Annotated in this window: 23 protein-coding genes; 11 read left to right on the top strand and 12 right to left on the bottom strand. The window is 71.2% G+C overall.

Features of this window, described 5'->3' with window-relative positions; translation table 11 throughout:
* Nucleotides 1–46: 46 nt before the first annotated feature.
* Genes VFR90_RS15970 through mltG form a run of 5 tightly spaced genes read right to left on the bottom strand, consistent with a single transcriptional unit; the run spans nucleotide 47 to nucleotide 4,029 of the window.
* On the bottom strand, nucleotides 47–841 hold the full coding sequence (locus tag VFR90_RS15970) for a TatD family hydrolase (protein ID WP_326407150.1): 795 nt from the start codon (nucleotides 839–841) through the stop codon (nucleotides 47–49).
* A 60-nt stretch (nucleotides 842–901) separates the two neighbouring features.
* A complete protein-coding gene (locus VFR90_RS15965; RefSeq protein ID WP_326407149.1) occupies nucleotides 902–1,291 on the bottom strand; it encodes a PilZ domain-containing protein in 390 nt (129 codons plus the stop codon).
* Nucleotides 1,288–2,361, bottom strand: a complete 1,074-nt coding sequence (locus VFR90_RS15960) for a DNA polymerase III delta subunit-related protein (RefSeq protein ID WP_326407148.1) — start codon at nucleotides 2,359–2,361, stop codon at nucleotides 1,288–1,290. Before VFR90_RS15960 ends, VFR90_RS15965 begins: the two co-directional genes overlap by 4 nt.
* A gap of 1 nt (nucleotide 2,362) precedes the next feature.
* Nucleotides 2,363–2,995 carry a dTMP kinase gene (gene tmk / locus VFR90_RS15955; protein WP_326407147.1) on the bottom strand — a complete coding sequence of 211 codons (633 nt, stop codon included), beginning with the start codon at nucleotides 2,993–2,995 and terminating at the stop codon, nucleotides 2,363–2,365.
* A complete protein-coding gene (gene mltG / locus VFR90_RS15950; RefSeq protein WP_414676548.1) occupies nucleotides 2,992–4,029 on the bottom strand; it encodes an endolytic transglycosylase MltG in 1,038 nt (345 codons plus the stop codon). Before mltG ends, tmk begins: the two co-directional genes overlap by 4 nt.
* Nucleotides 4,030–4,052: 23 nt before the next feature.
* Between mltG and ygfZ the strand changes: the two genes are divergently transcribed.
* The 3 genes from ygfZ to VFR90_RS15935 are packed head-to-tail and all read left to right on the top strand — an operon-like array spanning nucleotide 4,053 to nucleotide 6,315.
* The gene (gene ygfZ, locus VFR90_RS15945; protein ID WP_326407146.1) at nucleotides 4,053–5,015 is read left to right on the top strand and encodes a CAF17-like 4Fe-4S cluster assembly/insertion protein YgfZ; all 963 of its coding nucleotides are present in this window, start codon (nucleotides 4,053–4,055) and stop codon (nucleotides 5,013–5,015) included.
* A 23-nt stretch (nucleotides 5,016–5,038) separates the two neighbouring features.
* Nucleotides 5,039–5,335, top strand: a complete 297-nt coding sequence (locus VFR90_RS15940) for a DUF4936 family protein (protein WP_326407145.1) — start codon at nucleotides 5,039–5,041, stop codon at nucleotides 5,333–5,335.
* A complete protein-coding gene (locus VFR90_RS15935; RefSeq protein WP_326407144.1) occupies nucleotides 5,323–6,315 on the top strand; it encodes an NRDE family protein in 993 nt (330 codons plus the stop codon). Before VFR90_RS15940 ends, VFR90_RS15935 begins: the two co-directional genes overlap by 13 nt.
* A gap of 18 nt (nucleotides 6,316–6,333) precedes the next feature.
* On the opposite strand, the gene VFR90_RS15930 is transcribed toward VFR90_RS15935, so the two are convergent.
* On the bottom strand, nucleotides 6,334–7,290 hold the full coding sequence (locus VFR90_RS15930) for an asparaginase (RefSeq protein ID WP_326407143.1): 957 nt from the start codon (nucleotides 7,288–7,290) through the stop codon (nucleotides 6,334–6,336).
* Between the two features lie 94 nt (nucleotides 7,291–7,384).
* Here VFR90_RS15930 and lexA point away from each other — a divergent pair, with 94 nt between their 5' ends.
* From lexA to VFR90_RS15915, 3 genes are all read left to right on the top strand, one after another.
* Nucleotides 7,385–8,065: a transcriptional repressor LexA gene (gene lexA, locus VFR90_RS15925; protein WP_326407142.1), complete on the top strand. Its 681-nt coding sequence runs from the start codon at nucleotides 7,385–7,387 to the stop codon at nucleotides 8,063–8,065.
* A gap of 7 nt (nucleotides 8,066–8,072) precedes the next feature.
* On the top strand, nucleotides 8,073–8,477 hold the full coding sequence (locus tag VFR90_RS15920; protein WP_326407141.1) for a helix-hairpin-helix domain-containing protein: 405 nt from the start codon (nucleotides 8,073–8,075) through the stop codon (nucleotides 8,475–8,477).
* Nucleotides 8,478–8,581: 104 nt separating this feature from the next.
* Complete coding sequence (locus VFR90_RS15915) at nucleotides 8,582–8,845, top strand: hypothetical protein (protein ID WP_326407139.1); 264 nt, start codon at nucleotides 8,582–8,584, stop codon at nucleotides 8,843–8,845.
* 49 nt (nucleotides 8,846–8,894) lie between these two features.
* On the opposite strand, the gene phbB is transcribed toward VFR90_RS15915, so the two are convergent.
* The 3 genes from phbB to VFR90_RS15900 form a co-directional block, all read right to left on the bottom strand.
* The gene (phbB, locus tag VFR90_RS15910; RefSeq protein ID WP_326407138.1) at nucleotides 8,895–9,632 is read right to left on the bottom strand and encodes an acetoacetyl-CoA reductase; all 738 of its coding nucleotides are present in this window, start codon (nucleotides 9,630–9,632) and stop codon (nucleotides 8,895–8,897) included.
* 106 nt (nucleotides 9,633–9,738) lie between these two features.
* The gene (locus tag VFR90_RS15905) at nucleotides 9,739–10,920 is read right to left on the bottom strand and encodes an acetyl-CoA C-acetyltransferase (protein WP_326407137.1); all 1,182 of its coding nucleotides are present in this window, start codon (nucleotides 10,918–10,920) and stop codon (nucleotides 9,739–9,741) included.
* A gap of 102 nt (nucleotides 10,921–11,022) precedes the next feature.
* The gene (locus tag VFR90_RS15900) at nucleotides 11,023–12,711 is read right to left on the bottom strand and encodes a PHA/PHB synthase family protein (protein WP_326407136.1); all 1,689 of its coding nucleotides are present in this window, start codon (nucleotides 12,709–12,711) and stop codon (nucleotides 11,023–11,025) included.
* Nucleotides 12,712–12,805: 94 nt separating this feature from the next.
* Between VFR90_RS15900 and VFR90_RS15895 the strand changes: the two genes are divergently transcribed.
* Complete coding sequence (locus tag VFR90_RS15895; RefSeq protein ID WP_326407135.1) at nucleotides 12,806–13,063, top strand: hypothetical protein; 258 nt, start codon at nucleotides 12,806–12,808, stop codon at nucleotides 13,061–13,063.
* On the opposite strand, the gene pgeF is transcribed toward VFR90_RS15895, so the two are convergent.
* The 3 genes from pgeF to VFR90_RS15880 all read right to left on the bottom strand — a co-directional run bounded on the left by pgeF (nucleotide 12,992) and on the right by VFR90_RS15880 (nucleotide 15,167).
* Entirely contained in the window at nucleotides 12,992–13,690 is a 699-nt protein-coding gene (pgeF, locus tag VFR90_RS15890; protein WP_326407202.1) for a peptidoglycan editing factor PgeF, read from the bottom strand. The two genes, VFR90_RS15895 and pgeF, sit on opposite strands and share 72 nt — an antisense overlap.
* 125 nt (nucleotides 13,691–13,815) lie before the next feature.
* Nucleotides 13,816–14,457 carry a maleylacetoacetate isomerase gene (gene maiA / locus VFR90_RS15885; protein WP_326407134.1) on the bottom strand — a complete coding sequence of 214 codons (642 nt, stop codon included), beginning with the start codon at nucleotides 14,455–14,457 and terminating at the stop codon, nucleotides 13,816–13,818.
* Between the two features lie 14 nt (nucleotides 14,458–14,471).
* Nucleotides 14,472–15,167: a fumarylacetoacetate hydrolase family protein gene (locus VFR90_RS15880; protein ID WP_326407133.1), complete on the bottom strand. Its 696-nt coding sequence runs from the start codon at nucleotides 15,165–15,167 to the stop codon at nucleotides 14,472–14,474.
* A gap of 93 nt (nucleotides 15,168–15,260) precedes the next feature.
* Here VFR90_RS15880 and VFR90_RS15875 point away from each other — a divergent pair, with 93 nt between their 5' ends.
* The 4 genes from VFR90_RS15875 (at nucleotide 15,261) to VFR90_RS15860 (ending at nucleotide 24,997) form a co-directional block, all read left to right on the top strand.
* Nucleotides 15,261–15,806 (top strand): NUDIX hydrolase, encoded by a 546-nt coding sequence (locus VFR90_RS15875; protein ID WP_326407132.1) that lies wholly within the window; start codon nucleotides 15,261–15,263, stop codon nucleotides 15,804–15,806.
* Between the two features lie 2 nt (nucleotides 15,807–15,808).
* Entirely contained in the window at nucleotides 15,809–17,995 is a 2,187-nt protein-coding gene (locus VFR90_RS15870; protein ID WP_326407131.1) for a type I secretion system permease/ATPase, read from the top strand.
* A 103-nt stretch (nucleotides 17,996–18,098) separates the two neighbouring features.
* Nucleotides 18,099–19,532, top strand: a complete 1,434-nt coding sequence (locus VFR90_RS15865) for an HlyD family type I secretion periplasmic adaptor subunit (RefSeq protein ID WP_326407130.1) — start codon at nucleotides 18,099–18,101, stop codon at nucleotides 19,530–19,532.
* A 188-nt stretch (nucleotides 19,533–19,720) separates the two neighbouring features.
* Nucleotides 19,721–24,997, top strand: coding sequence for a tandem-95 repeat protein (locus tag VFR90_RS15860; protein ID WP_326407129.1), 5,277 nt, complete (start codon nucleotides 19,721–19,723; stop codon nucleotides 24,995–24,997).
* The last annotated feature ends 328 nt before the right edge of the window (nucleotides 24,998–25,325 follow it).

Genomic DNA, 25,325 nt, shown 5'->3' with positions numbered 1-25,325 from the left:
TTTACTGCTTGCGGCGCGTTAGCTCAACGAATGCTTGAACTGTGTTTCAGGCGTGGGCCGAGCTGACTTCGGGCCCGAACAGCGCCTCGAAGTTGCGGCTGGTCGCCTCGGCCACCTCTTCGACCGGCAGCTGCTTGATGCGCGCGATCTCGGCGGCCACGAAGGGCACGAACGACGGGTTGTTGGTCTTGCCGCGGTGCGGTACCGGCGCAAGGTAGGGGCTGTCCGTTTCGATCAGGCAGCGCTCCAGCGGCACGAAGGCGGCAACCTCGCGCAGTTCGGCGGCGTTCTTGAACGTCAGGATTCCGGAGAACGAGACCATGAAGCCGAGGTCGAGCGCCGCGCGCGCCACGGCAAGCGTCTCGGTGAAGCAGTGAAAGACGCCGGTGACGGCGCCGGCGCCCTCCTCCTTCAGCAACGCCACGGTGTCATCGCTGGCGCTGCGGGTGTGGATCACCAGCGGCCGGGCGCTCGCCCGCGCGGCGCGGATGTGGACCGCGAAACGGTCGCGCTGCCACTGCATTTGCGCCACGCTGCGCTCGCCGAGCCGGTAGTAGTCGAGGCCGGTCTCGCCGATCGCGACGACCCGCGGCCGCGCCGCAAGATCGACGAGCTGCTCGACGCTCGGCTCGGCGACGCCCTCGTTGTCCGGATGCACGCCCACCGAGCACCAGAAGTTGTCGTGCGCGGTCGCCAGCGCGTGGACCTGCGGGAATTCCTCGAGCGTCGTGCAGATGCAAAGCGCCCGGTCGACCTGGGCCGCGGCCATCGCCGCGCGGATCGCCGGCAGCTCGGCCTGCAGCTCGGGAAAGCTCAGATGGCAGTGGGAATCGACGTACATCGCGGTCGCAAGCAAGGGGGCACGGCAGAAGCAGCACCGGCCGCCGGCCGGTGCGCGCACTCAGATGGTCTGCGTCGGCTTCGACGACGAGATCGCGGTGCCGAGGATCTCCTCGATCTTGATCTTCAGCGTGCGGGTCTTCTCGTCGGAAGGGAAACGCACGCCGACGCCCTGGGTGCGGCCGCCCGAGGCGTTGGCCGGCGTGATCCAGGCGATCTTGCCGGCCACCGGGTAGCGCTGCGGGTCGTCGGGCAGCGAGAGCAGCAGGTAGATGTCCTCGCCGAGCTTGTATTCGCGCGTGGTCGGCACGAACAGCCCGCCTTCGGCGAACAGCGGGATGTAGGCGGCGTAGAGCGCGCCCTTCTCTCGGAACACCAGCTGGATCACGCTGGGCCGCGCACCCTGCCCGCCGGCAGTGGCAGCCTTCGTGGACATCGGGGCGTCGCTCATCGGGCCAGTGTAGTCATCGGGCTCGCCGCAGTGCGCGTGGCGCGAGGGCCGCGCGCCGCATCCGCGACACGCTGCACGAGCGCCTCGACCGCCAGCGGCGCATGCCACGGATGTTCCGCGTGCCGGGCGGCGTTGGCGAGCTCGCGCGCGCAGGCGCCGAGGCGCTGCACTTCGCCGCCGGCAGGCAGCGCCGATCGATCGAAGTAGCGCGGCGCGGCACCGGCCGCAACGCACAGCAGGTCGTGGCAGAGCTTCTGCAAGGCGTCCACGGCCAGCGGCAAGGGCCACGCAGCGAGCGTCGCGGTCCGCTGCGCCAGCACTTCGGCGGGCAGCGCCTGCCAGGTCTTCGCATCGATGCCCGATCGCTGCCAGCGCTGCAGCGCTTCGATCGGCGAGCCGCCTGCGGCAGCCAGCAGCCATTCGGGCTTCTCGATGCCGCGGGCGGCAAGCCATGTCGCGGCCTGCTCGACCTTCGGCATGCCGAGCGCCACCGGCTGGCAGCGGCTGCGCACCGTCGGCAGCAGCCGTTGCGCCTGCGCGGTGGCGAGCAAGAAGCGCGTCGCGCCGGCCGGCTCCTCGAGCGTCTTGAGCAGCATGTTGGCGCTCGTCGGGTTCATGCGCTCGGCCGGGAACAGCAGCACCACCTTGCCGCGCCCGCGCGACGCGGTCTGCTGCGCGAACTCGACGATCGAACGCGCGGCCTCCACCTTGATGTCCTTGCTCGGCTTGGCTTTCGACTTGCCGGCGTCGTCGTCGGCTTGCGCGTCGTCGTCGGCCAGCCCCAGCGTTTCGCGCCAGGCCGGCGGCACGACGACGCGCAGGTCGGGATGCGTGCCGGCCGCGATCAGCCGGCAGCCCGTGCAGTGCCCGCAGGCGGCGCGGTGCGCCATGCGGTCGGCCGGCTGCGCCTCGCACAACCACGCATGCGCGATCGCCAGACCGAGTTCCCATTGCCCGACGCCGCGCGGCCCATGGATCAGCAGCGCGTGCCCGCGCGCCGAGCGCAGCGCCCGCTCGAGCGGCGCTTCCAGCCAGGGCGGCAGCGCCGCCGCTTCGTCCCCGCCCGCCATGTCACCAGCCGCGCGCGCGCAAGGCGGCGTCGATCTGCGCGCCGACCACCTCGCGCGCCGCATCGGCATCGATGCGCACGAAGCGCGCCGGCTCGGCGGCAAGCCGCGCCAGGTAGCCGTCGCGCACGCGGGTGAAGAAGGCAAGGTCCTGCTGCTCGAAGCGGTCCTTGTCGCGCGCACGCGCGACGCGCTCGGCGGCGATCGCAGGGTCGAGATCGAACCACAGCGTCAAGTGCGGCTGCCGCAATTCGCCGGGGTTCGACGGGTTCGACTGCACCCAGCTTTCGAGCGCGCGCAGCACCGCGAGATCGAAGCCGCGCCCGGCGCCCTGGTAGGCGAAGCTGGCGTCGGTGAAGCGGTCGCAGAGCACCAATTCGCCGCGCGCGAGCGCCGGCTCGATCGTCGTGAGCAGGTGGTCGCGACGCGCCGCGAAGATCAGCAGCGCCTCGGTCAGCGCGTCCATCGGCCGGTGCAGCACCAGCTCGCGCAATGTTTCGGCCAGTGGCGTTCCGCCGGGTTCGCGGCTGCGCAGCACGATGTGGCCTCGCTCGCGCAGCCGCTCGGCAATCGCCTCGATGTGCGTCGACTTGCCGGCGCCGTCGATGCCTTCGAAGCTGATGAAGCCGCCCGTCATGGCCGCGCACCGCCGCGCTGGTAGCGGTTGACCGCGCGGTTGTGGTCGGCCAGCGTCTCGCTGAACTCGCTGCTGCCGTCGCCGCGCGAGACGAAATACAGCGCCTTCGTCGCCTGCGGGCGCACGGCCGCGAGCAGCGAGGCCTTGCCCGGCATCGCGATCGGCGTCGGCGGCAGGCCGCCGCGGGTGTAGGTGTTGTAGGGCGTGTCGGCGAGCAGGTCGCGGCGGCGCAGGTTGCCGTCGAAGGCGCTGCCCAGGCCGTAGATCACCGTCGGGTCGGTCTGCAGCGGCATGCCGATACGCAGCCGGTTGACGAAGACCGACGCGACCTTGCCGCGATCGGCCGGCTGGCCGGTTTCCTTCTCGACGATCGAGGCCAGCGTCAGCGCGTCCTCGGGGCTTGCCAGCGGCGTGTCGGGCGCGCGCTCGGCCCAGGCGGCGTCCAGGCGCTTTCGCATCGCCTGGTGCGCACGGCGCAGCACCGAGAGATCGGTCGAGCCTTTGCTGTAGGCGTAGGTGTCGGGGAAGAACCAGCCCTCGGGCGAGCGGCCGGGCGCGCCGAGCGCGGCCATGATCTCCTCGTCGCTCATCGCGGCGGTGGTGGGCTTGAGCGCCTCGGCCCGCGCCAGCTCGCTGCGGAACTGCCGGAAGGTCCAGCCTTCGATCAGCCGCACCGCGGCCTGGGCTTCGTCGCCGCGGACCATCTTGCGCAGCAGCTCGACCGGCGTGACGCCGGCGGCGATTTCGTAGCTGCCGGCCTTGATCTGGCGCGACTGGCCGGACCAGCGGAACCACTCGTACAGCAGCGCCGGATGCGTCTGCACCCCCGCATCCACCCAGCCCTGCGCGATGCCGCGCACCGAGGTGCCGGCCTCGATCGAAAGCTCCGCGTTCGCGCCGGCCAGCGGCAACGGCCGCTCGAGCCACCACCAAGCCGCCGCGCCCGCACCGATGACGGCGAGGAGCGCGAGGATGACCAGCGCCAGCAGCCCTCGCCGCAGTGCGCGCATTGATGTTGCGAGGGCCTTGGCCATGGGGCGCTGATCATAATGAGCCGATGGTTTCCGACCCTGCACAGAGTGGCCCCGAAGGCGCCGCGGCACTCGCGCACAGCGGCGTGATCCGCGTGCGCGGCGCCGATGCCGCGAGCTTCCTGCACGGCCAGCTGACGAACGATTTCAGCCTGCTCGGGCTCGACGAAGCCCGGCTCGCCGCCTACTGCTCGCCGAAGGGCCGCATGCTGGCGAGCTTCGTCGCCTGCAAGCATGCGCACGACGAGATCCGGCTGGTGTGCCGCGCCGAGCTCCTGCCCACGACGCTGAAGCGCCTGCGCATGTTCGTGCTGCGCGCGAAGGCGCAGCTTGACGATGCGGGCGCCGAGCTGGCGCTGCTCGGTCTGGCCGGCGCGAGCGCGCAGGCCGCACTGCCGGCCGAGGCCGGGTCGATGCGGCCGTGGCGCCGCATCGACGTCGACGGCGCCGACCTCCTGCGTCTGCCCGACGCCGCCGGCCTGCCGCGCTGGCTGTGGATCGGCGCACCGGCGCATGCCGCGGCGCTGGCCAACGCCCTGCCCGCGCTGCCACTGGACGCCTGGGACTGGCTCGAGGTGCGAAGCGGCATCGCGCCGGTCGTCGCCGCCACCGTCGAGGCCTTCGTGCCGCAGATGCTGAACTACGAGCTGGTCGGCGGCGTGAACTTCCAGAAGGGCTGCTACCCCGGGCAGGAAGTCGTTGCGCGCAGCCAGTACCGCGGCACGCTGAAGCGACGCACGGTGCTGCTGCACGCCGAAGCGCCGGCGCTTCGGGCCGGCCAGGAAGTCTGGTGGAGCGGCGATGCGGCGCAGCCGAGCGGCCTCGTCGCCTTCGCGGCGCCGTCGCCGCAAGGCGGCCACGATGCGCTGGTCGAGATGAAGCTCGCGGCGCTCGACGATGGCCGCCTGCACCTCGGCGCCGCCGACGGCCCCGAGCTCGCACAGCGCCCGCTTCCCTACGCGCTGCCGCGCGAGAACGCCGCCGCGTGACGCAGTGCGCCGCGACGGTCCCGATGCGGCACGAGCTGTTCGTCTACTACCGCGTGCGCTCGTCGCACGCACAGGCGCTGGCTGCCGCGGTCGCCGACATGCACCGGACGCTGCGAGCCGCGCATCCCGGGCTCGACGCGCGGCTGCTGCGCCGCGCCGACGAGCCCGGCGGCGAGACGACGTGGATGGAAACCTACGCGCTGCCCGCCGGCGCCGACCCCGCGGCGCTGCGCACGGCCATCGAGGCTGCGGCCCGGGCACTGGCGCCGTGGCTTGCGGGCGAGCGTCACGTCGAGCACTTCGTGCCATGTGCCTGGTAGCGCTCGCGCTCGACCAGAGCCGGCGCTTCCCGCTGGTCGTCGCGTCCAACCGCGACGAGTTCCACGAGCGCCCGACCGCGCGGCTCGCCTGGTGGGCGCCCGAGGCCGGCGCGCCGGAGATCCTCAGCGGGCGCGACCTGCAGGCCGGCGGCACCTGGCTCGGCCTGAACGCCGCGGGCCGGCTCGCTTTGGTCACCAACGTGCGCCGCGGCGACGTGCCGCAGGATCCGAAGGCGCCGTCGCGCGGCGCGATCGTCGCGCGCTGGCTGCGCGGCGACCTGTCGCTCGACCGCTTCTGGACCGAAGTCGCGCTGTCGGGCTACAACGGCTTCAACCTGATCGCCGCCGATTTCGCGCACGGCGACTGTTTCTGGGCCAGCAGCGAGGCGACGCTGCCGCGACGCCTGGACCGCGGGCTCTACGGTCTTTCCAACGCGGCGCTCGACACGCCCTGGCCGAAGGTCCAGGCGCTGAAGGCGCGGGTTGGCGAAGCCGTCGTCGCGCTGCCGGCCGGGGCCCGTGCCGAGGACCTGGCGACGCGGCTGTTCGAAGCGTTGTCCGATCGCCAGCCGGCCGCCGACGCCAGCCTGCCTTCGACCGGCGTGCCGCGCGAGGTGGAACGGATGCTTTCGGCGTCCTTCATCGCCAGTCCCGACGGCCGCTACGGCACGCGCTGCTCGACGGTGGTGATCACCGAAAGGCTCGGCCGGCACCGCATCACCCACGTCTTCGAGCGCAGCTTCAGCCCTCACTCGAGCGTCGCGTTGATGCGCCACGCGCGCCTGGCGGACTGGCCGCCGAAGTACAGCGCGCTGCCGGCCGAGGGCGCCGGCGCCTGGCGGCGGCCGGAGGTCGTCGAAGCATCGGACGGCGGCGGGCCGGCTGCATCCGCGTCCACGCCGCCCGCCCTACCGAAGCCGCGCGCGCGCGGTGTGATCAAGCCCCCGGCTCGACGCCTGCGGGCCGCAAAGCGCGCCTGAGCCTGGCGAACGTCAGCCTCATCGGCGGCCGGCGGCGATCTCCAGCATCAGTTCGATGCGCGCCTGCACCGGCGTCGCGCAGCGGGTCGCGACGATCGGCTGCGGCGCCGCATCGAGCACCGCGCCGCTGGCCACGCGCGTCGAGCGCCGCACTGCGACACCCCTCGCCTGCGCGTCCAGCAGCGCCGCTTCCAGCCGGTGATGCACCGTGCCGTTGCCGGTACCGGCGACGACGATGCCCTCGACGCCTGCCGCCACCAGCGCTTCGACCACCCGCGCATCCGCACCGGCGGCGCTGGTGAGGATCTCGACCCAGGGCCACGGCGGCTCGAACAGCTCGAGCCCCAGCGCCGGCGCGTGCGGCGGCGCAGGCTGCAGCGGGCCGACGCGCCCGGCCACGATCTCGCCCAGCGGCGCGGCGTCGCCCCCGCCGAAGGCATCGAGCCGCCATGCGTGCCGCTTGCGCAGTTGGGCGGCGGCGAACACCCGGCCGCCGAACACCACGACGACACCGAGCCGCTGCGCCGCCGGCTCGCGCGCGAGCCCGACCGCATCGACGAGGTTCTGCGGCCCGTCGGCGAGCAAGGCGGTCGCAGGGTGCATCGCGCCGGTCAGGACCACCGGCTTGGCCGGCGCGAGCAGGCGCTGCAGGAGCCAGGCCGTTTCTTCGAGGGTGTCGGTGCCGTGCGTGACGACGATGCCGGCGACTTCCTCGCGCGCCAGGTGGTGGGCGACGCGCCGCGCGAGCCGCAGCATCACGTCGAAGTCCATGTCCTTGCTGTCGAGCTGGGCCACCTGCTCGGCATCGAGCGGCATGCCGGCGAGCGACGGCACCGCCTGAACCAGCTCGCGCACGTCGATCTGCGCGGCGCGGTAGCCGAGCGTGTCGGTGGCCGACGCGGCGGTGCCGGCGATCGTGCCGCCGGTAGCCAGGAGGACGACACGCCGGTCGTCGAACAAGGGATCGTCGGGCAAAGAAGTGCTTGGCATCGGACACGAAGCTGTATGAAAATCCAGTCACTGGATGGATCGACAGTCGGCGAGCCACCCAACTGCACAGGAGCTGCCAGTGGAAGACGACGCCCCGAAGCTCACCGCCCGCCAGCAGCAGATTCTCGATCTGGTGCAGACCACCATCGAGCGCAGCGGTGCGCCGCCCACCCGGGCCGAAATCGCCGCCGAACTCGGCTTCCGGTCGGCGAACGCGGCCGAGGAACATCTCCAGGCGCTGGCCCGCAAGGGCGTGATCGAGCTGGTCAGCGGCACCTCGCGCGGCATCCGGCTCAAGTCGGACGCGCTGCGCAGCTTGAACCAGCAGCGCAACAAGCAGTTCAGCCTGCCGCTGCCGAGCTTGTCGCAGCTGATGCTGCCGCTGGTCGGCCGGGTCGCTGCGGGCAGCCCCATCCTCGCGCAGGAGCACATCGACCAGACCTACGCGGTCGAGGCGACGCTGTTCGCCCGCAAGCCCGACTACCTGTTGAAGGTGCGTGGCATGAGCATGCGCAACGCCGGCATCCTCGACGGCGACCTGCTCGCGGTGCAGCGCACGAAGGAAGCGAAGAACGGCCAGATCGTCGTCGCGCGGCTCGGCGACGACGTCACGGTCAAGCGCTTCCGGCAGGTGCGCGGCCAGATCGAACTGCTGCCCGAAAACCCCGATTTCGAGGCGATCGTCGTCACGCCCGGCAGCGGTGAGTTCGAGCTCGAAGGCTTGGCGGTTGGCCTGATCCGCAACACGCTGTTGATGTGAAGCCGCGATGAACCCGAAGATCCGTTCGCCGCGCAAGCACGGTCTCGCCAAGGCCGGGCAGGCCGCCGACTGCGAGGTGCTCGAGCAGATCCCCAACATCGGCAGCGCGATGGCCGACGACCTGCGCCGCATCGGCATCGAACGGCCGCAGCAATTGCTCGGCCGCGATGCGCTCGATCTCTACCGCCGCGTCTGCGAGCACCGCGGAGCGCGGCAAGACCCTTGCGTGCTCGACACCCTGATGGCCGCGACCGATTTCATGCGCGGCGCCGCGCCTGCGCCATGGTGGCAGTACACGGTGGCGCGCAAGGCCCGCTACGGCCAAGTGCTCGATGCTGGCGGTGCCGGGCTCGGGCCGCGCCGGGCGCAATCGGTCCAGTCGGGCCACTCGGGAGCGTCGTCCGCAAGCTGACGACCGACATCGGCCGCGTGCAGGTGGTAGGCATGCGCCCCGGCGCATCCCGCGCGCGGCTTTCGAATCCGATCCTGCCGTCGACACGCGACAGGAGTTTCGACATGGTGTTGATGTGGCTCCAAGCCTGCGGCAACGCAGTAGGACTTTGGCAGGCACGCCGCGCGGCGGCAGGGCCGGTGGTGCGGCTGCCGGGTTTCACCGCTCGCATCGGCGCGCGAGGCGCGGGGCCGGCGCGGCTGCGGCGCCGGGCGTTCTGGATGCGCGTCGATCCGAAGGACCCGCGTCGCGCCGCGATCGGCGGATCGTTCGCCGAGGTCTGCGCGGCGCTCGAAGCGCTGGCGGCCGAGGAGCGCGCCGCCTGCTGACACCACGGGGCGGCCCACCGCCGCTACCGCCGACTTGGCTGCGGCTTGTTCAGCCCATGTGCAAGCCGCCGTTGACCGAGAAGTCGGCGCCGGTGGCGAAGCCCGACTCTTCGGACGCCACCCACGACACCATCGACGCGATGTCCTCCGGCGTGCCGAGCCGGCGCACCGGGATCGTCGCGACGATCTTCTCCAACACCTCGGGCTTGATCGCGCGGACCATGTCGGTGCCGATGTAGCCCGGGCTCACGGTGTTGACCGTCACGCCCTTGGCGGCGAGTTCCTGCGCCAGCGCCATCGTGAAGCCGTGCATGCCGGCCTTCGCGGCCGAGTAGTTGGTCTGGCCGGCCTGGCCCTTCTCGCCGTTGACCGACGAGATCTGGATGATTCGGCCCCAGCCCTTCTCGACCATGCCCGGCACGACCTGCTTGGTCACGTTGAACAGGCTGTTCAAGTTGGTGTCGATCACCGCCTTCCAGTCGTCGACGCTCATCTTCAAGAACATGCGGTCCTTGGTGATGCCGGCGTTGTTCACCAGCACGTCAATCGGGCCGTGCTCGCTCGTGACCTTGCTGAAGGCCTCGACGGTGCTCTGCCAGTCGGCCACGTTGCCGACCGACGCATGGAAGGTGAAACCGGCGGCCTTCTGCTCGTCGAGCCACTTCGCGAAGTCGCGGCTCGGGCCGCAGCCGGCGATCACCTTGAAGCCGTCGCGGTGCAGCCGCTGGCAGATCGAGGTGCCGATGCCCCCCATGCCGCCGGTGACGTAAGCGAGTTTCTGGCTCATCGTTGTTTCTCCTGGAGTGAATGTTCTAGAGACTGTCGTGCCGACCGAGGGTGAGGCGCACGCCGACCGAGGTCAAGCGTGTTCGCACGAGGCCGGGGCGCCGCGCTCAACGCTCGACCGTCAAGGCCACGCCCATGCCGCCGCCGATGCACAGCGAGGCGATGCCGCGCTTGGCTGCGCGGCGCCGCATTTCGTGCAGCAGCGTCACCAGGATGCGGCAACCCGAGGCGCCGATCGGGTGCCCGATCGCGATTGCGCCGCCGTTCACGTTGACCTTGCTCGTGTCCCAGCCCATCTCGTTGTTGACCGCGCAGGCCTGGGCCGCGAAGGCCTCGTTGATCTCGAGCAGGTCGAGGTCGGCCACCTTCCAGCCGGCGCGCTTCAGCGCGAGCTGACTCGCCGGCACCGGGCCCATGCCCATGATCTTCGGATCGAGCCCCGCGGTCGCGTACGAGGCGATGCGCGCCAGCGGCTTGAGCTTCAGGCTTTCGGCCTTCGCCGCGCTCATCACGATGACCGCCGCGGCGCCGTCGTTGATGCCCGAGGCATTGCCCGCGGTCACGCCGCCGGCCTTGTCGAACGCGGGCCGCAGGCCGGCCAGGCCTTCGGCGGTGCTCTTGCGGTTGATGAATTCGTCGGCCGCGAAGACGATCGGCTCGCCCTTCTTCTGCGGAATGCCGAACGGCGTGATCTCATCCTGGAAGCGCCCGGCGTCCTGCGCCGCGGCGGCCTTCTGCTGCGAGGCGAGCGCGAGGGCGTCCTGCTGCTCGCGTGTGATGCCGTACTGCTTGGCGACGTTCTCGGCCGTGATGCCCATGTGGTACTGGTTGTAGACGTCCCACAGGCCGTCAGTGATCATCGTGTCGACCATTTTCCAGTCGCCCATGCGCTGGCCTTCGCGCGAGCCCATCACCGCGTGCGGCGCGAGGCTCATGTTCTCCTGGCCGCCGGCGATCACGATCTCGGAGTCGCCGTCGCGGATGGCCTGGGCCGCGAGCATCACGGCCTTGAGGCCCGAGCCGCAGACGACGTTGATCGTCATCGCCGGCACGCTCGTCGGCAAGCCGCTCTTGATCGTCGCCTGCCGCGCCGGGTTCTGGCCGCTGCCGGCGGTCAGCACCTGGCCGAGGATCACCTGATCGATCTGCTCGGCCGCCAGCCCGCTGCGGCCGAGCAGCGACTGGATCACCGCGGCGCCCAGCTCCGGCGCGGGCGTCTTGGCGAGGCTGCCGCCGAACTTGCCGACGGCGGTGCGGGTGGCGGCAACGATGACGATGTCGGTGCTCATGAGCGACTCCTTGATGAGGTGCGGGAGAGACGAGAAGTGCGGTCGAGCATGCCACGCAGCGTGGGACCGAAGCTCGGGTCCAGCCCCATGCCCGCGCCTGGATCAGGCCCGGGCTTTCACGTAGCGCCCGGGGGCCGGCTCGCTCGGCTTGTGCGTGCGATCGCCGAGCGTCTTCGGCGCCGGCACCAGCTTGCCGGCGTGCGGTGCCAGCCAGCCGATCCACGCCGGCCACCAGCTGCCGGGGTGCTCGGTCGCGCCGTCGAACCAGGCTTGCGCGGTGGGCGGCAGCTTCGCGTTCGTCCAGTGGCTGCGCTTCTTCTTTTCCGGCGGGTTGATCACGCCGGCGATGTGGCCCGAAGCGCCGAGCACGAACTGCTTCTTGCCCGGCAGGATGCGCGTGCTGAGGTAGGCGCTATGCCACGGGACGATGTGGTCCTCGCGCGAGGCATAGATGAAGGTGGGCGCATCGACCTGCCGCAAGTCCAGCTTCTCGCCACAGACCGTGACCTTGCCCGGCACCTTGAGGTTGTCTTCCAGGTAGGTGTGGCGCAGGTACCAGCAGTACATCGGCCCGGGCAGATCGGTCGAGTCGCTGTTCCAGTACAGCAGGTCGAAGGGCGGCGGCGTCTCGCCCTTGAGGTAGTTGCCGACGACGTAGTTCCAGACCAGGTCGTTCGGCCGCAGGAAGCTGAAGGTGGTGGCGAGTTCCTTGCCCTTGAGCAGGCCGCGCTGGCCGAGCGACATTTCGCGCAGCTTGACCATGTCCTCGTCGACGAAGAGATCGAGCACGCCGGTGTCGCTGAAGTCGAGGAAGCTGGTGAGCAGCGTCAGGCTCGCCGACGGCTTTTCGCCTCGCGCGGCCAGCACCGCGAGCGCGGTGGCGAGGAGCGTTCCGCCGATGCAGAAACCCAGCGTGTTGATCCGGTCCTGCCGGCTGATCGCGCGCACTTCGTCGATCGCACGGATCACCGCATCCTCGACGTAGTGGTCCCAGGTCCTGTCGCCGATCGCCTCGGTCGCGTTGACCCAGCTCAGCATGAAGACCTGCTGGCCCTGCATGAGCGCATGCCGCACCAGCGAGTTCTCCGGCTGCAGGTCGAGGATGTAGAACTTGTTGATGCAAGGCGGCACGATCAGCAGCGGGCGCTCGTGCACCTTCGCGGTCAGCGGCTTGTATTGGATGAGCTGGAACAGCTCGTTCTCGAACACCACCGCGCCTTCGGTCGTCGCGACGTTGCGGCCGACCTCGAAGACGCTCTCGTCGGTCTGCGAGACGTGGCCCTGCTGCAGGTCGTGCCACAGCTGCTTCATGCCCAGCGCGATGCTCTCGCCCTTGCTCTCGAGCGCCTTGCGCTGCGCCTCGGGGTTCAGCGCCAGGTAGTTCGACGGCGAAGCGGCGTCGATCCACTGCTGCACCGCGAAACGCACGCGCTGCCGGGTCTTCTCGTCGGCTTGCACCTGGTCGGCCAGCTGCATCAGCGTGCGCGCGTTGAGCAGGTACATGCCGGCGGTGTAGGCCGCCGCCGGATTCGCGGCCCAGTCGGCGCCGGCGAAGCGGCGGTCGGGGCGGCGGTCGGCCGTCCCGTCGTCGCCTTGCCCTTCATCGCCGCATCGCGCCAGGCGGTTCCACAGCGCGGTCGCCTCGCGCAGGTAGTCCGACTGCAATTGCGGCAGGCCGGCCGCGGCGAGTTCGACGCCGCGCGGCTCCTTGATCCACTCGGTCCACATGCGGGTGAACTGCTGCAGGGCCGCAGCGGGGTCGGCGCCGAGGGCGTTGGCGCTTGGCTTCATCGGGTCTCCTTGGGAAGCCTGCGGGCGGCTTCGGTGCGGCCAAAAATTATCCGACCGCGACCCGCGCCGGTCACTGCGGGATTACAAGCGGCCGATGCTCATCGTGCTGATCGCCTGGCTCTACGTCGCGGTGCTGATGGCGGCGGCCGAGGCGATGTCGCCGCAGGGCACGCTGCTCGGCGCCTTCTTCACGCTGCTGCTCTACGGCCTGGGGCCGATCGCGATCGTGATGTACCTGATGGGCACGCCGGCGCGCCGGCGCGCGCGCAAGCGGGCCGAGTCAGCGCGCGAGGCCGATGCAGGCGGCGAGCCGGCCGCAGCGGCCGTCGCGGCGGAACGAGAAGAACCGTGAGGCATCCTCGAAGGTGCACCAGCGCCCGCCGTCGATGCGGCGAACGCCGGCGCGTTCGAGCCGGTCGCGCGCGAGGCCGGGCAGGTCGGCGAACCACTTGCCGCTGACGGCGCCCGCGACGAAGCGGTCGCCGGGAGCGTCGAGCGCGGCGCCGAAGGCCCCGAGCACGTCGGGCCCGACCTCGAAGCTGCGCGGCCCGATGCAGGGGCCGAGCCAGGCTTCGATGTCTTCGGGGCGGGCTCCGCTGCGCTCGACGAGCTTGGCGAGCGCCGCCTCGATCACCCCGCCGGCCAGGCCACGCCAGCCCGCATGCGCGGCCGCCACGCCGCGGCCTTGCACGTCGGCGAACAGCACCGGCAGGCAGTCGGCCGCCTGCACTTCGCAGGCGAAGCCGGGCGACACGCAGACGCTGGCATCGGCCTCGGGCATCGGCGCTGCGGCGCTCGCCGCGTCGATCTCGAACACCACCGTGCCGTGCACCTGGCTCAGCGGCACGCTGCGCAGGCCGAGCGCGCGCTGCAGCCGCGCACGGTTCTCGGCAACGGCCTCCGGCGCGTCGCCGATGCCCGGGCGCGGGTTCATCGTGTCGTAGGGCGCGGCGCTGACGCCGCCCTGGCGCGTCGTCATCAGCGCGCGCACGCGCGGCGAGGTGAACACGGGCCGCAACCAGCCGGCATCGAAAAGCCCCTGCTCCCGATGGCTTCCGGCCGTTTCCTCCGAGAGGGTTTTCTTGCCCAGGACGCGCTCGCCGCTCAAGGTTCGAAGTCCGGGCAGGCCGAGGGCTGCGCGGCCTGGAACGCCGGCTGCAGCATGCAGTGCTCGAACACCCGCATCACCGTCGGCAGGTGTTCGAGCCGGCAGTCGAAGCGCTGCGCGTTGAAGATCTGCGGCACGAGCACGCAGTCGGCCAGCGTCGGCGCATCGCCGTGGCAACAGCGGCCCGTCTGCGGCGACGAAGCCAGCTTCGCCTCGACCGCCGCGAGCCCCTGCTCCACCCAGTGCCGGTACCAGGCGTTCTTCGCGTCTTCGCCCACCTTCAACTCGCGCACCAAATAGCGCAGCACGCGCAGGTTGTCGAGCGGGTGGATCTCGCAGGCGATGTCGAGCGCGAGGCCCCTCACCCGCGCACGCCCGACGGGCTCCTTCGGCAGCAGCGGCGGCTCCGGATGGGTCTCGTCGAGGTACTCGATGATCGCGAGCGACTGGCCGATCGCCTGCCCGCCGTCGACCAGCTGCGGCACCAGCTGCGTCGGCGTGATGGCGGTGAAGTCGGCGCCGAGCTGCGCGTTCCTGGCCAGGTGCACCGGCCTGTAGTCGTAGTCCAGCCCCTTCAGCGCGAGCGCGATGCGCACGCGGAACGACGCCGACGATCGGAAGTAGCTGTAGAGCTCCACGGCTTCCGACCGCCCTAGACGATCCTGACGCGCAGCGGGCTCAAGCCCTCGATGCGCGCTTCCAGCACGTCGCCCGCGACCACCGCGTCGACGCCCGCCGGCGTGCCGGTATAGATCAGGTCGCCGGCCTGCAGCGCCCAGGCGCGCGACAGGTGCTCGATGGTTTCCGCGACGCTCCAGATCAGCTTGTCGATGTGGCTGAGCTGCCGCACGTTGCCGTTCACGTCGAGCGCGATTGGCGCCTTCATGATCCCCGGCACCTGCGCCGCGGGCGTGATCGCACCGATCGGCGCCGACTCGTCGAAGCCCTTGCCGATGCTCCACGGGCGGCCCTGCTTCTTCATCTCGTTCTGCAGGTCGCGGCGCGTCATGTCGAGGCCGACCGCGTAGCCGAAGACATGCCCGAGCGCATCGGCCGCGGCGATGTCGCGTCCGCCCTTGCCGATCGCGCAGACGAGCTCGACTTCGTGATGCAGGCTCTTCGTCAACGTCGGGTAGTGCATCTCCACGGCAGCCTCGCCCTCGGCAGGCAGCACCGCGTCGGCCGGCTTCATGAAGAAGAACGGCGCCTCGCGGCCGGTCGCTCCCATCTCGATCGCGTGGTCGACGTAGTTGCGGCCGACGCAGTAGATGCGGCGCACCGGAAAGCGGCGGGCATCGCCGACGACGGGCACGGTCGGGATCGGCGCGGGCTGGAAGACGTGGCTCATGGGGTGGTAGATGAGGCTGATCGGCCCGATCGATCATGCCACTCGGGCTTGTCGTGGGCCTTGCCGGAAAGCCCGCGCCTAAACTGCCGCGCCATGGTTCGAGGACGCAGCTTCCAGCACTGCAAAGCCTGCGGCGCGGCGGTCGAGTACCGCGTCCCGGCGGGCGACAACGCCGAGCGCGCCGTCTGCCCGGCCTGCGGAACCATCCACTACGAGAACCCGCTGAACGTCGTGGGCGCGATCCCCGTGTGGCAGGGCCGCGTGCTGCTGTGCCGCCGCGCGATCGAGCCGCGGCGCGGCTACTGGACGCTGCCGGCCGGCTTCCTCGAACTCGGCGAAACCCTCGAGCAAGGCGCGCAGCGCGAGACGCTCGAAGAGGCCGGCGCACGCATCGAGCTGCAGGGCCTGTTCTCGGTGCTGAGCGTCGTGCGCGTCGGCCAGGTGCACCTGTTCTACCGCGCCGCCCTGCTCGACGTCGATTTCGCCCCCGGCGAGGAATCGCTCGAAGTCGGGCTGTTCGCCGAGGACGAGATCGCCTGGGACGACCTCGCCTTCCGCACCGTGACGCAGACCCTGCGTTGGTACTTCGACGATCGCAGGCGTGCTCAATTCGGCGTGCACACCGCCGATATCGCCTGACGATGTCTTCCGCCTCCGCCTCCGCCTCCCCTGCCTCGCACGGCGCCACGACGACGCGGCTGCGCGAAGACCTGATCCATCCCGATCCGCTGCTCGACAGCCTGCTCGAGGTCTGCCGCCTGCATGGCGTCGGGGCTTCGCGCGCGTCGCTCGCGGCCGGCCTGCCGCTGGTCGGTGGGCGGCTGACCTTGCCGCTCGCGGAGCGCGCGGCGCGGCGCGCCGGCCTCAGTTCGCGGCTGCAGCGGCTGCCGCTCGAGGGCATCGACGTCGCGACGCTGCCCGCCATCGCGCTGCTCAAGGACGACCGCGCCTGCGTGCTGATCGGCCGCCATGCCGACGGCCGCTGGGACGTGCTGCTGCCCGAAACCGGCGCAGGCGCCGTCGCCTTCGCGGCCGACGAGCTCGAAGCCCGCTACGCCGGCGTCACGCTGTTCGTGCGCCCGAAGTTCCGCTTCGACGAGCGCACCCCCGAAGTTCGGCCCACCGCTTCCGGCCACTGGTTCTGGAGCGCGGTGCTGGCGCAGCGCAAGGTCTACCGCGACGTGCTGTGGGCCGCCTTGCTGATCAACCTCTTCGCGATCGCCTTCCCGCTGTTCTCGATGAACGTCTACGACCGCGTTGTGCCCAATCACGCGGTCGAGACGCTGTGGGCGCTGGCGATCGGCGTGCTGATCGTCATCAGCGCCGACCTCGCAATGCGCAGCCTGCGCAGCCATTTCGTCGACGAGGCCAGCGCGCGCATCGACGTGCAGATTTCCTCGACGCTGATGGAGCGCGTGCTCGGCATGCAGCTCGCGCACCGGCCGCAGGCGGTCGGCTCCTTCGCGGCGAACCTGCGCGGCTTCGAGCAGGTGCGCGACTTCATCGCCTCGAGCACCGTCACCGCGCTGATCGACCTGCCGTTCGCGCTGATCTTCATCGCGGTGCTGGTGTGGCTCTCGCCCTGGCTCGCGCTGCCGGTGGTGGCGGCCTTCGTGCTGATCGTCGTCGTCGGCTACGTGCTGCAGCATCGGCTGCACGAGCTCTCGCAGGCGACCTGGCAGGCCGGCGCGCAGCGCAACGCGACGCTGATCGAAAGTCTCACCGCGATCGAGACGGTGAAGAGCCAGGGCGCTGAAAGCGTGATCCAGCAGCGCTGGGAGCAGGCCAACGGCTACCTCGCCGGCGTGAACATCAAGATGCGCGCGCTGTCCTCCGGCGCGATGACCGCGACCGCCTGGCTCGGCCAGCTCGTCAGCATCGCGCTCATCGTCGTCGGCGTGTACCTGATCAGCCACCGCAGCCTGACGATGGGCGCGCTGATCGCCGCGACGATGCTCGCCAGCCGCGCGCTCGCGCCGGCCGGGCAGATCGTCGGGCTGCTGCTGCAGTACCAGGGCGCGGTGACGGCGATGGAGTCGCTGAACAAGATCATGAGCCAGCCGGTCGAGCGGCCCGAGGGCTCGGCTTTCGTGCACCGCGCCGAACTCCGCGGCGAGATCGAGTTCCGCGACGTGCGCTTCGCCTACCCCGGCAGGACCGACGCCGCGCTCGAAGGCGTGAGCTTCAGGATCACCGCCGGCGAACGCGTCGCGCTGATCGGCAAGGTCGGCTCGGGCAAGAGCACGATCCAGAAGCTGCTGCTCGGTCTGTACGCGCCCACCGAAGGCGCGGTGCTGCTCGACGGCATCGACATGCGCCAGCTCGACCCAGCCGACGTGCGCCGCAACCTCGGCTGCGTCTCGCAGGACGTGACGCTGTTCTACGGCACGCTGCGCGAGAACATCGCCTTCGGGCTGCCGTACGCGGAGGACGCGGGCGTCGTGGCGGCGGCCGAGACCGCGGGCCTCGCCGAATTCGTCAACCGCCATCCGCGCGGCTTCGACATGCCGGTGGGCGAGCGCGGCGAGATGCTCTCCGGCGGCCAGCGCCAGAGCGTCGGCATCGCGCGCGCGGTGCTGCACAACGCGCCGATCCTGCTGCTGGACGAGCCGACCAGCGCGATGGATTTCTCGACCGAAGCCCACGTCACGCACAAGCTCGGCGAGTTCGCCCGCGGCAAGACGGTGGTGCTGGTCACGCACCGCACCTCGCTGCTGCCGATGGCGACGCGCGTGATCGTGATCGACGGCGGCAAGGTCGTCGCCGACGGACCGCGCGAGCAGATCATGCAGGCCCTGCAGGCGGGCCGGATCGCGAGGGCGGCATGAGCGCGAAAGAGGGGCCCCGCGCAGCGGGGATCGAAGCGCGAAGGCCGCCGAGCCCTCGACGGCGCAACCTATCGCCCGGTCGCGGCCTGGCGGAGAGGGCGGCATGAGCGGGCAGCAGCCTTTCCTCGTGCGCGCCGGCCGCAAGACGATCGCTTTGCTCGAGGCGATCCGCAAGCCGCTCGAGCCGATCACGCGCCGCCTGTTCGGCGACGCGGTCGAGCCCGTCCCTTCCCTCGGTTCCGGCCCGGCCGCCTTCCGCTTCGATGCCGAAGCCGTGCTCGCCCGTCAGAAAACGCGCCGCGCGCAGACGATCGTGCGCGTCGCGGTGGTCGTCGTCGTGCTGCTGGTCGGCTGGGCCGCGCTCGCGCGCGTGGACGAGATCACGCGCGGCGACGGCAAGGTCATTCCGTCGAAGCAGTTGCAGGTGATCCAGTCGCTCGACGGCGGCGTGGTCTCCGAGATCCTCGTGCGCGAAGGCGAAGTGGTCGAGGCGAACCAGCTGCTGCTGCGCATCGACGAGACCCGCGCGACCTCGGGCGTGCGCGAGAACGCGGCGCAGAGCTTCGCGCTGCAAGCGCGCCAGGCGCGGGTGCGCGCGCTGGCCGAAGGCGCGGCGTTCAAGCCGCCCGAGTCCAACGACGCCGAGGAGCGCCGCATCCTCGAAGAGGAACGCCGGCTCTACGAATCGCGCCAGTCGGAGCTGGCGACGTTGCTGTCCATCAACCGCCAGCAGCTGATGCAGCGCGAGCAGGAGATGAACGAGGCGCGCGCGCGCCGCAGCACCGCGCAGAACGCGCTCGAACTCGCGCAGCAGGAACTCGCCAAGACCAAGCCGCTGCTCGCCACCGGCGCGGTCAGCGAGGTCGACATCCTCCGGCTCGAACGCGACGTGAGCAAGCTGCGCGGCGACGTCGAGCAGACCGGCGCGCAGATCGCCCGCGTGGCCGCCGCGATCGGCGAGGCGCAGCGCAAGATCACCGAGACCGAGATCGCCTTCCGCAACGAGGCCCGCAAGGAGCTGGCCGACGTGATGGGCAAGATGAACGCGCTCAGCGAAAGCCGCGTCGGCCTGGCCGACAAGGTGGACAAGGCGCAAGTGAAGTCGCCGGTGCGCGGGCGCGTGCAGCGGCTGCTGGCGAACACGGTCGGCGGCGTGGTGTCGCCGGGCAAGGACATCGTCGAGATCGTGCCGCTGGACGACGCGCTGGTGCTCGAAGCCCGCGTGCTGCCGCGCGACATCGGCTTCATCCACCCTGGACAGACGGCGATGGTGAAGTTCACCGCCTACGACTTCTCGATCTACGGCGGCCTGGAGGCCAGCGTCGAGAACATCAGCCCCGACACCGTCGTCGACGAGAAGGGCAACGCCTATTACGTGGTGCGGGTGCGCACGCTGAAGCCCGGCTTCGGCGAGAAGCTGCCGATCATTCCCGGCATGACTGCCGAGGTCGACGTGCTGACCGGCAAGAAGACCGTGCTGTCCTACCTGCTCAAGCCGGTGCTGCGCGGCAAGGCCTACGCGCTCAGCGAGCGTTGAACGCGCTTCACGACGATCCGTGACGCCCGCCACGAAGCGCACGGCCCGCCTGCGCAAAGTGGCCGAGGCGGCCTCCGTCCGTGAGGCGGCGCACGTTTCCCGACAAGTAACTCCTGCGTAGTGCGGCGGCCCCGCACCTACGCTTCGCCCCATCGTCATGCGGCCTTCGCCGCGCCAGAGAGGAAGTCATGCCTGTCGTCGCCACCGTCAAAGTCGGCACCGTCACCAACATCTGGGGCACCGCCGTGCTGAGGCTGCCGAACGGCAAGACCCGGCCGCTGCAGGTCGGCGACGAAATCCGCGACGGCGACGTGATCCTCACCGGCCAGAACAGCATCGTCGAGATCCGCAAGCCCGAGGGCGACACCCTGGTCGCCGCCAACCCGCGGCTGCCGGCCGACAGCATCGAGCAGATCATCACCGGCCTCGAACGCGGCGACCCGGGCGTGGTACCGGCGGCGGGCGAGGTCAGCAACGGCGAACTGGAGCCGGCGGTGCGCGTCGGCCGCATCGCCGAGACGGTCGGCTCCGACGCGCTGGCCGTGCCGGGCTTGGCCACCGGCCGCTCCAGCGTCGGCGAATTCCCGACCGATGCGACGCCGGCGAGCATCGTGCAGGCGCCCGCGCCGGCGCCGGCGCCTGCTCCGGCCCCGATACCGAACCAGCCGCCGGTGGCGCTGGCCACGCCCGCGAGCGGCATCGAGGACGCGGCGATCCCGGTGAGCCTCGGCGGCAGCGATCCCGACGGCACGGTGACCGGCATCACGATCACCACGATCCCCGCCGGCGCGGGCCTGACGCTCGCCGACGGCACCCCGGTCGCCGCAGGCCAGACGCTGACGCCGGCGCAGGCCGCCACCCTCGTCTTCACGCCGGCGGCCGACTTCAGCGGCAGCACGTCGATCGGCTTCACCGTCACCGACGACCGGGGCGCCGTCTCGGCCCCGGCCACGGTGGCGATCAGCGTCGCGCCGGCCAACGACGCGCCGGTCGCCCGCCCCGACGCACAGGCCATCGGCGAGGACGCGGTGGCCTCGGGCAACGTCATCACCGGCCTGGCCGGTGCGGGCGTCGACACCGACGCCGACGGCGACGTGCTGGGCGTCACGGGCGTGAGCTTCGCCGGCACGCCGGGCACCGTCGGCAGCGCCCTGGCCGGCAGCTTCGGCAGCCTGGTGCTCGCCGCCGACGGCAGCTACAGCTACACGCCCGGCCCGGCGGCGCAGGCGCTCGCCGCCGGCGCGAGCGCGACCGAGGTCTTCAGCTACACGGTCAGCGACGGCCGCGGCGGCAGCTCGAGCGCCACGCTGACGATCAGCCTCGCCGGCGTCAACGACGCGCCGAACGCGCGCGACGATCTGGCGAGCACGCCGATCAACGTCCCGATCACCGTGCCGGTGCTCGCGAACGACAGCGACCCGGACAGCACGCCGCTCACCGTGACGAGCGCGACGCTCGCGAACCCCGCGCAGGGCACGGTCGCGATCAATCCCGACGGCACCCTCGCCTTCACGCCGGCGAGCAACGTCACCGGCCCGGTGCTGCTGAGCTACACGGTCGCCGACGGCGCCGGCGGCAGCGACACCGCGAGCGTCACCGTCTTCATCGGCCCGAACACGCCGCCCGACAGCGCCGACCTGCGCCTGGCCGGCACCGAGGACACGCCGCTGGTGCTGACGCCGGCCAATTTCGCCTTCGTCGACGCCGATGCCGGCCAGAGCTTCGCCGCGGTACGCATCGACGTGCTGCCCGCCGCCGGCCGCCTGCTGCTCGACGGCCAGCCGATCGCGGCGGCCACGGTCGTCAACCTTGCTGACCTTGCCGCCGGCCGTCTCGCCTTCGTGCCCGCACCCGACGCCGCCGGCTCGGGCTACGCCGCCTTCGACTTCAGCGTGCAGGACAGCGCCGGCGCCTTCGACGCCGCGCCGAACCGCATCACCATCGACATCGGGGGCGTGAACGACGCGCCGGTCGCCGCGCCCGATGCCGCGACGACGCCCGAGGACACGCCGATCCGCTTCACGCCGGCCGCGCTGCTGGGCAACGACACCGATGCCGACGGCAACCCGCTCGTGATCGCCAGCGTGCAGGGCGCGGTCAATGGCACGGTCGCGCTTGTGGGCGGCGACATCGTCTTCACGCCGGCCGCCGACTACAACGGCCCGGCTTCGTTCACCTACACCGTCAGCGACGGCCAGGGCGCGAGCTCGACCGCCACGGTGACCATCGACGTGACGCCGGTCAACGACGCGCCGGTCGCGGCGAACGACGCGGGCACCACGCCCGAGGACACGCCGATCGGCTTCACGTCGGCGGCGCTGCTCGGCAACGACCGCGACGCCGAAGGCAACCCGCTCGCGATCACCAGCGTGCAAGGCGCCGTCAACGGCACGGTGGCGCTCGTCGGCAGCGACGTGGTATTCACGCCCGCGGCCGACTACAACGGCCCGGCCTCGTTCACCTACACGGTGAGCGACGGCACGGGCGGCACCGCGACCGCGACGGTCAACCTCACGGTCACGCCGGCCGCCGATGCGCCGGTGAACACCGTGCCGCCCGCGCAGACAACGGCCGAGGACAGCCCGCTCGTCTTCAGCACGGCGAACGGCAACGCGCTCTCGGTCGCCGACGTCGACGGCGGCAGCCTCACCGCCACCGTCGCCGTCACCAACGGCCGCTTCACGCTGGGCTCGACGGCCGGCGTCGGCGTCACCGGCAACGGCAGCGGCACGGTGCAGCTCACCGGCACCGCGGCGGCGATCAACGCCGCGCTCGCGGGCAGCAGCTATGCCGCGACGGCCGACTACCACGGCGCGGCCAGCCTCGCGCTCACCACCAGCGATGGCGTCACGAGCGACACCGACACGGTCGCGCTCACGGTGACGCCGGTGGCGGACATCGCCGGCGACGCGGTGACGACGCCCGAGGACACGCCGATCGCCATCAGCGTCCTCGGCAACGACAGCTTCGAGAACGCCGGCCGCGCGATCACCGCCGTCAACGGCGCGGCGATCACGGCCGGCGGCGCGGCGGTGGCGGTAGCCAACGGCAGCGTCGCGCTCGACGCGAGCGGCCGGCTTGTCTTCACGCCCGCGGCCAACTACAACGGCCCGGCCTCCTTGAGCTACACCGTCGCCTCGGGGGGCGTGAGCGAGACCGCGACGGTCGACGTGACGGTGACGCCGGTCAACGACGCACCGGTTGCGACGCCGAACGTCGCGACGACGCTCGAAGACACGCCGGTCAGCGGCAACGTGCTCGCCAACGACAGCGACGCGGACGGCAACGCGCTCAGCGTCACCCAGTTCACCGTGGCCGGCACCACCTACGCGGCGGGCAGCACTGCGGCGCTCGCGGGCGTCGGCACGCTGACCATCGCCTCGACCGGCGCCTGGACCTTCACGCCCGCGCCGAACTACGCCGGCCCGGTGCCGACCGCGAGCTACCTGGCAAGCGACGGCGCCCTCACCGCTTCATCGACGCTCGCGATCACCATCACGCCGGTGAACGACGCGCCGGTCGCCGCGCCCGATGCCGGCACGACCTTCGAGAACACGCCGCTGGCCGGCAACGTGCTCGCGAACGACGGCGACGTGGACAGCGCCTCGTTGTCGGTCACGCAGTTCGTCGTCGGCGGCAGCACCTACGCCGCCGGCGCGACGGCCGCGCTCGCCGGCGTCGGCACGCTGAACATCGGCGCCACGGGCGCCTACGTCTTCACGCCGGCCGCGGGCTACAACGGGCCGGTGCCGGTGGCGACCTACACCACCAGCGACGGCGCGGCCAGCGCGAGCTCGACGCTCGCCATCAACGTCACCCCGGTCAACAACGCCGCCGAGCCGACGCTTTCGGTGCGCGGCATCGGCCGCTGGACCTTCGACGAAGCCGCCGGCACCACCACCCGCGACGCCTACAACTCGCGCACCGGCACGCTCGACGACACCATCGCCGCGCCGTCGGCGGTGCGCCCGGTGTGGACATCGGGCCACGCCGGCACCTCGGGCAGCGCGCTCGATTTCGACGGCACGGGCAGCCGCGTCGCACTCGATGCGGCGACCACGCAGCCGCTGATGGGCACCTCGACGCTGAGCTTCTGGATCCGCACCACGCAGACCGGCGCGGGCAACAGCAGCACCTGGGATTCGCCGGCGGTCATCGGCAGCGAACAGGCGGGCGGGCAGAACGACATCCAGTGGGGCGCGATCAACGCTTCCGGCCAGGTGGGCCTGGGCATCGGCGACGTGCCGGGCGTCTTCAGCAGCACCCGCGTCAACGACGGCGCGTGGCACCAGGTGGCGATCACGCGGGACGCGGCGACCAACCTCGTCAACGTCTACGTCGACGGCCGGCTGGAAACCACCGGCAGCACGATCGACCCGAACTTCCTCGCCGCGCCGAACCGGCTGGCCGGCTTCGGGCAGAACAACAACTTCGACCTCACGGCCGCGGCAGGCGACCTGCCCGACCTCGACTTCTTCCGTGGCCAGCTCGACGACCTGCGCATCTACGACCGCGTGCTCACCGCCGACCAGGTGCGCGCGATCCAGCTCGTCGAATCCGGCTACCACGACACGGCCATTGCCAACGACGGCAGCCCGATGCGCATTGCGCTCACCGCGAGCGACTTCACCAGCCTCACGGTGCGCGGCCTGGAGGCCGGCATGACGCTGACCGACGGCACGCGCAGCGTCACGGCCGCGGGGCCCGACACCGCGGTGAGCCTCACCGGCTGGACGCTCGACAACCTTTCGCTCACCGGCGCCGGCTCCGCCACCCTCGCCTTCGACGCCAGCAACACCGTGGCCGGCGAAACGCGCGCGACGACGACGCAGTACCTGAACATCGTCACCGGCACCTCGCTGCTCGGCGGCACCAGCGCCGCCGACACGCTGACGGGCGGCGCCTCGGCCGACCTGATCGCCGGAGGGCTGGGCGCCGACACGCTCACCGGCAACGCCGGCAACGACCGCCTGATCGGCGGCGCCGGCAACGACGCGCTCAACGGCGGCGCGGGCCGAGACATCGTGATCGGCGGTGCCGGCAACGACGCACTGGCCGGCGGCGGCGGCGCCGACGTGTTCGCCTGGAACCTCGCCGACCGCGGTGCGGCCGGCGGCCCGGCGGTCGACACGATCGCCGACTTCGACATGGCCCCGGTCGCCGCCGGCGGCGACCGGCTCGACCTGCGCGACCTGCTGCAAGGCTCGAACTACGTCGGCACCGACCCGGGCAACCTGCAGAACTACCTCGACTTCAATGTCGTCGGCGGCAGTACCGAAATCCGCATCAGCAGCGGCGGCGGTTTCGCCGGCGGGAGTTACGCCGCGGGCGCGGAGGATCAGCGGATCGTGCTGAGCGGGGTGGATATTCGGTCAAGCCTTGGCCTTGCCGCGGCGGCGACGGACAACCAGATCATTCAGGAGTTGTTGAATCGCGGGAAGTTGGCGGGGGATGGTGGGGCGTGACGTCTACACACCCAAATCGGCTGGTGCTCGGGGTCAGCCGTCCATCCGCCGATTTTTAGGTGGCCTATGGGGTTTAGCGACTTCCCTGCGCTCGAGCCTCGTTCGCTGAGCGCCCGCTGCGGCGCGAGCACGGCCGAGGCGGCGTTAGGCCGCATGGCATCTGGCTTTGCGGTTGGTCTAAGAAGTAGTTAGGGCTAAAGATGGGTGAAGCTGTTGCCGCGCTTCTGTGGGGCGCTGTAGAAGTAATACTCATCCTAACGGGCAAGGCCGTCATCGCAGTCGCTAGCTTTGGCCGTTGGCGCAGCGAGTCACTGAATGGGGCTGAAGG

The organism is Methylibium sp., assembly GCF_035762065.1.
GTDB lineage: Bacteria > Pseudomonadota > Gammaproteobacteria > Burkholderiales > Burkholderiaceae_C > Methylibium.
This window is presented reverse-complemented; position numbering and strand designations above follow the sequence as displayed.

Excerpts from the sequence above, each read along its gene's own strand:
- VFR90_RS15900 (WP_326407136.1), bottom strand. The coding sequence starts at position 12,711 with ATGAAGCCAAGCGCCAACGCCCTCGGCGCCGACCCCGCTGCGGCCCTG.
- VFR90_RS15860 (WP_326407129.1), top strand. The coding sequence starts at position 19,721 with ATGCCTGTCGTCGCCACCGTCAAAGTCGGCACCGTCACCAACATCTGG.
- VFR90_RS15865 (WP_326407130.1), top strand. The coding sequence starts at position 18,099 with ATGAGCGGGCAGCAGCCTTTCCTCGTGCGCGCCGGCCGCAAGACGATC.
- VFR90_RS15915 (WP_326407139.1), top strand. The coding sequence starts at position 8,582 with ATGGTGTTGATGTGGCTCCAAGCCTGCGGCAACGCAGTAGGACTTTGG.
- VFR90_RS15875 (WP_326407132.1), top strand. The coding sequence starts at position 15,261 with ATGGTTCGAGGACGCAGCTTCCAGCACTGCAAAGCCTGCGGCGCGGCG.
- phbB (WP_326407138.1), bottom strand. The coding sequence starts at position 9,632 with ATGAGCCAGAAACTCGCTTACGTCACCGGCGGCATGGGGGGCATCGGC.
- ygfZ (WP_326407146.1), top strand. The coding sequence starts at position 4,053 with ATGGTTTCCGACCCTGCACAGAGTGGCCCCGAAGGCGCCGCGGCACTC.
- VFR90_RS15880 (WP_326407133.1), bottom strand. The coding sequence starts at position 15,167 with ATGAGCCACGTCTTCCAGCCCGCGCCGATCCCGACCGTGCCCGTCGTC.
- VFR90_RS15920 (WP_326407141.1), top strand. The coding sequence starts at position 8,073 with ATGAACCCGAAGATCCGTTCGCCGCGCAAGCACGGTCTCGCCAAGGCC.
- mltG (WP_414676548.1), bottom strand. The coding sequence starts at position 4,029 with ATGGCCAAGGCCCTCGCAACATCAATGCGCGCACTGCGGCGAGGGCTG.
- pgeF (WP_326407202.1), bottom strand. The coding sequence starts at position 13,690 with ATGACGACGCGCCAGGGCGGCGTCAGCGCCGCGCCCTACGACACGATG.
- VFR90_RS15970 (WP_326407150.1), bottom strand. The coding sequence starts at position 841 with ATGTACGTCGATTCCCACTGCCATCTGAGCTTTCCCGAGCTGCAGGCC.
- VFR90_RS15960 (WP_326407148.1), bottom strand. The coding sequence starts at position 2,361 with ATGGCGGGCGGGGACGAAGCGGCGGCGCTGCCGCCCTGGCTGGAAGCG.
- VFR90_RS15895 (WP_326407135.1), top strand. The coding sequence starts at position 12,806 with ATGCTCATCGTGCTGATCGCCTGGCTCTACGTCGCGGTGCTGATGGCG.
- tmk (WP_326407147.1), bottom strand. The coding sequence starts at position 2,995 with ATGACGGGCGGCTTCATCAGCTTCGAAGGCATCGACGGCGCCGGCAAG.
- VFR90_RS15965 (WP_326407149.1), bottom strand. The coding sequence starts at position 1,291 with ATGAGCGACGCCCCGATGTCCACGAAGGCTGCCACTGCCGGCGGGCAG.
- VFR90_RS15940 (WP_326407145.1), top strand. The coding sequence starts at position 5,039 with ATGCGGCACGAGCTGTTCGTCTACTACCGCGTGCGCTCGTCGCACGCA.
- VFR90_RS15935 (WP_326407144.1), top strand. The coding sequence starts at position 5,323 with ATGTGCCTGGTAGCGCTCGCGCTCGACCAGAGCCGGCGCTTCCCGCTG.
- VFR90_RS15905 (WP_326407137.1), bottom strand. The coding sequence starts at position 10,920 with ATGAGCACCGACATCGTCATCGTTGCCGCCACCCGCACCGCCGTCGGC.
- VFR90_RS15870 (WP_326407131.1), top strand. The coding sequence starts at position 15,809 with ATGTCTTCCGCCTCCGCCTCCGCCTCCCCTGCCTCGCACGGCGCCACG.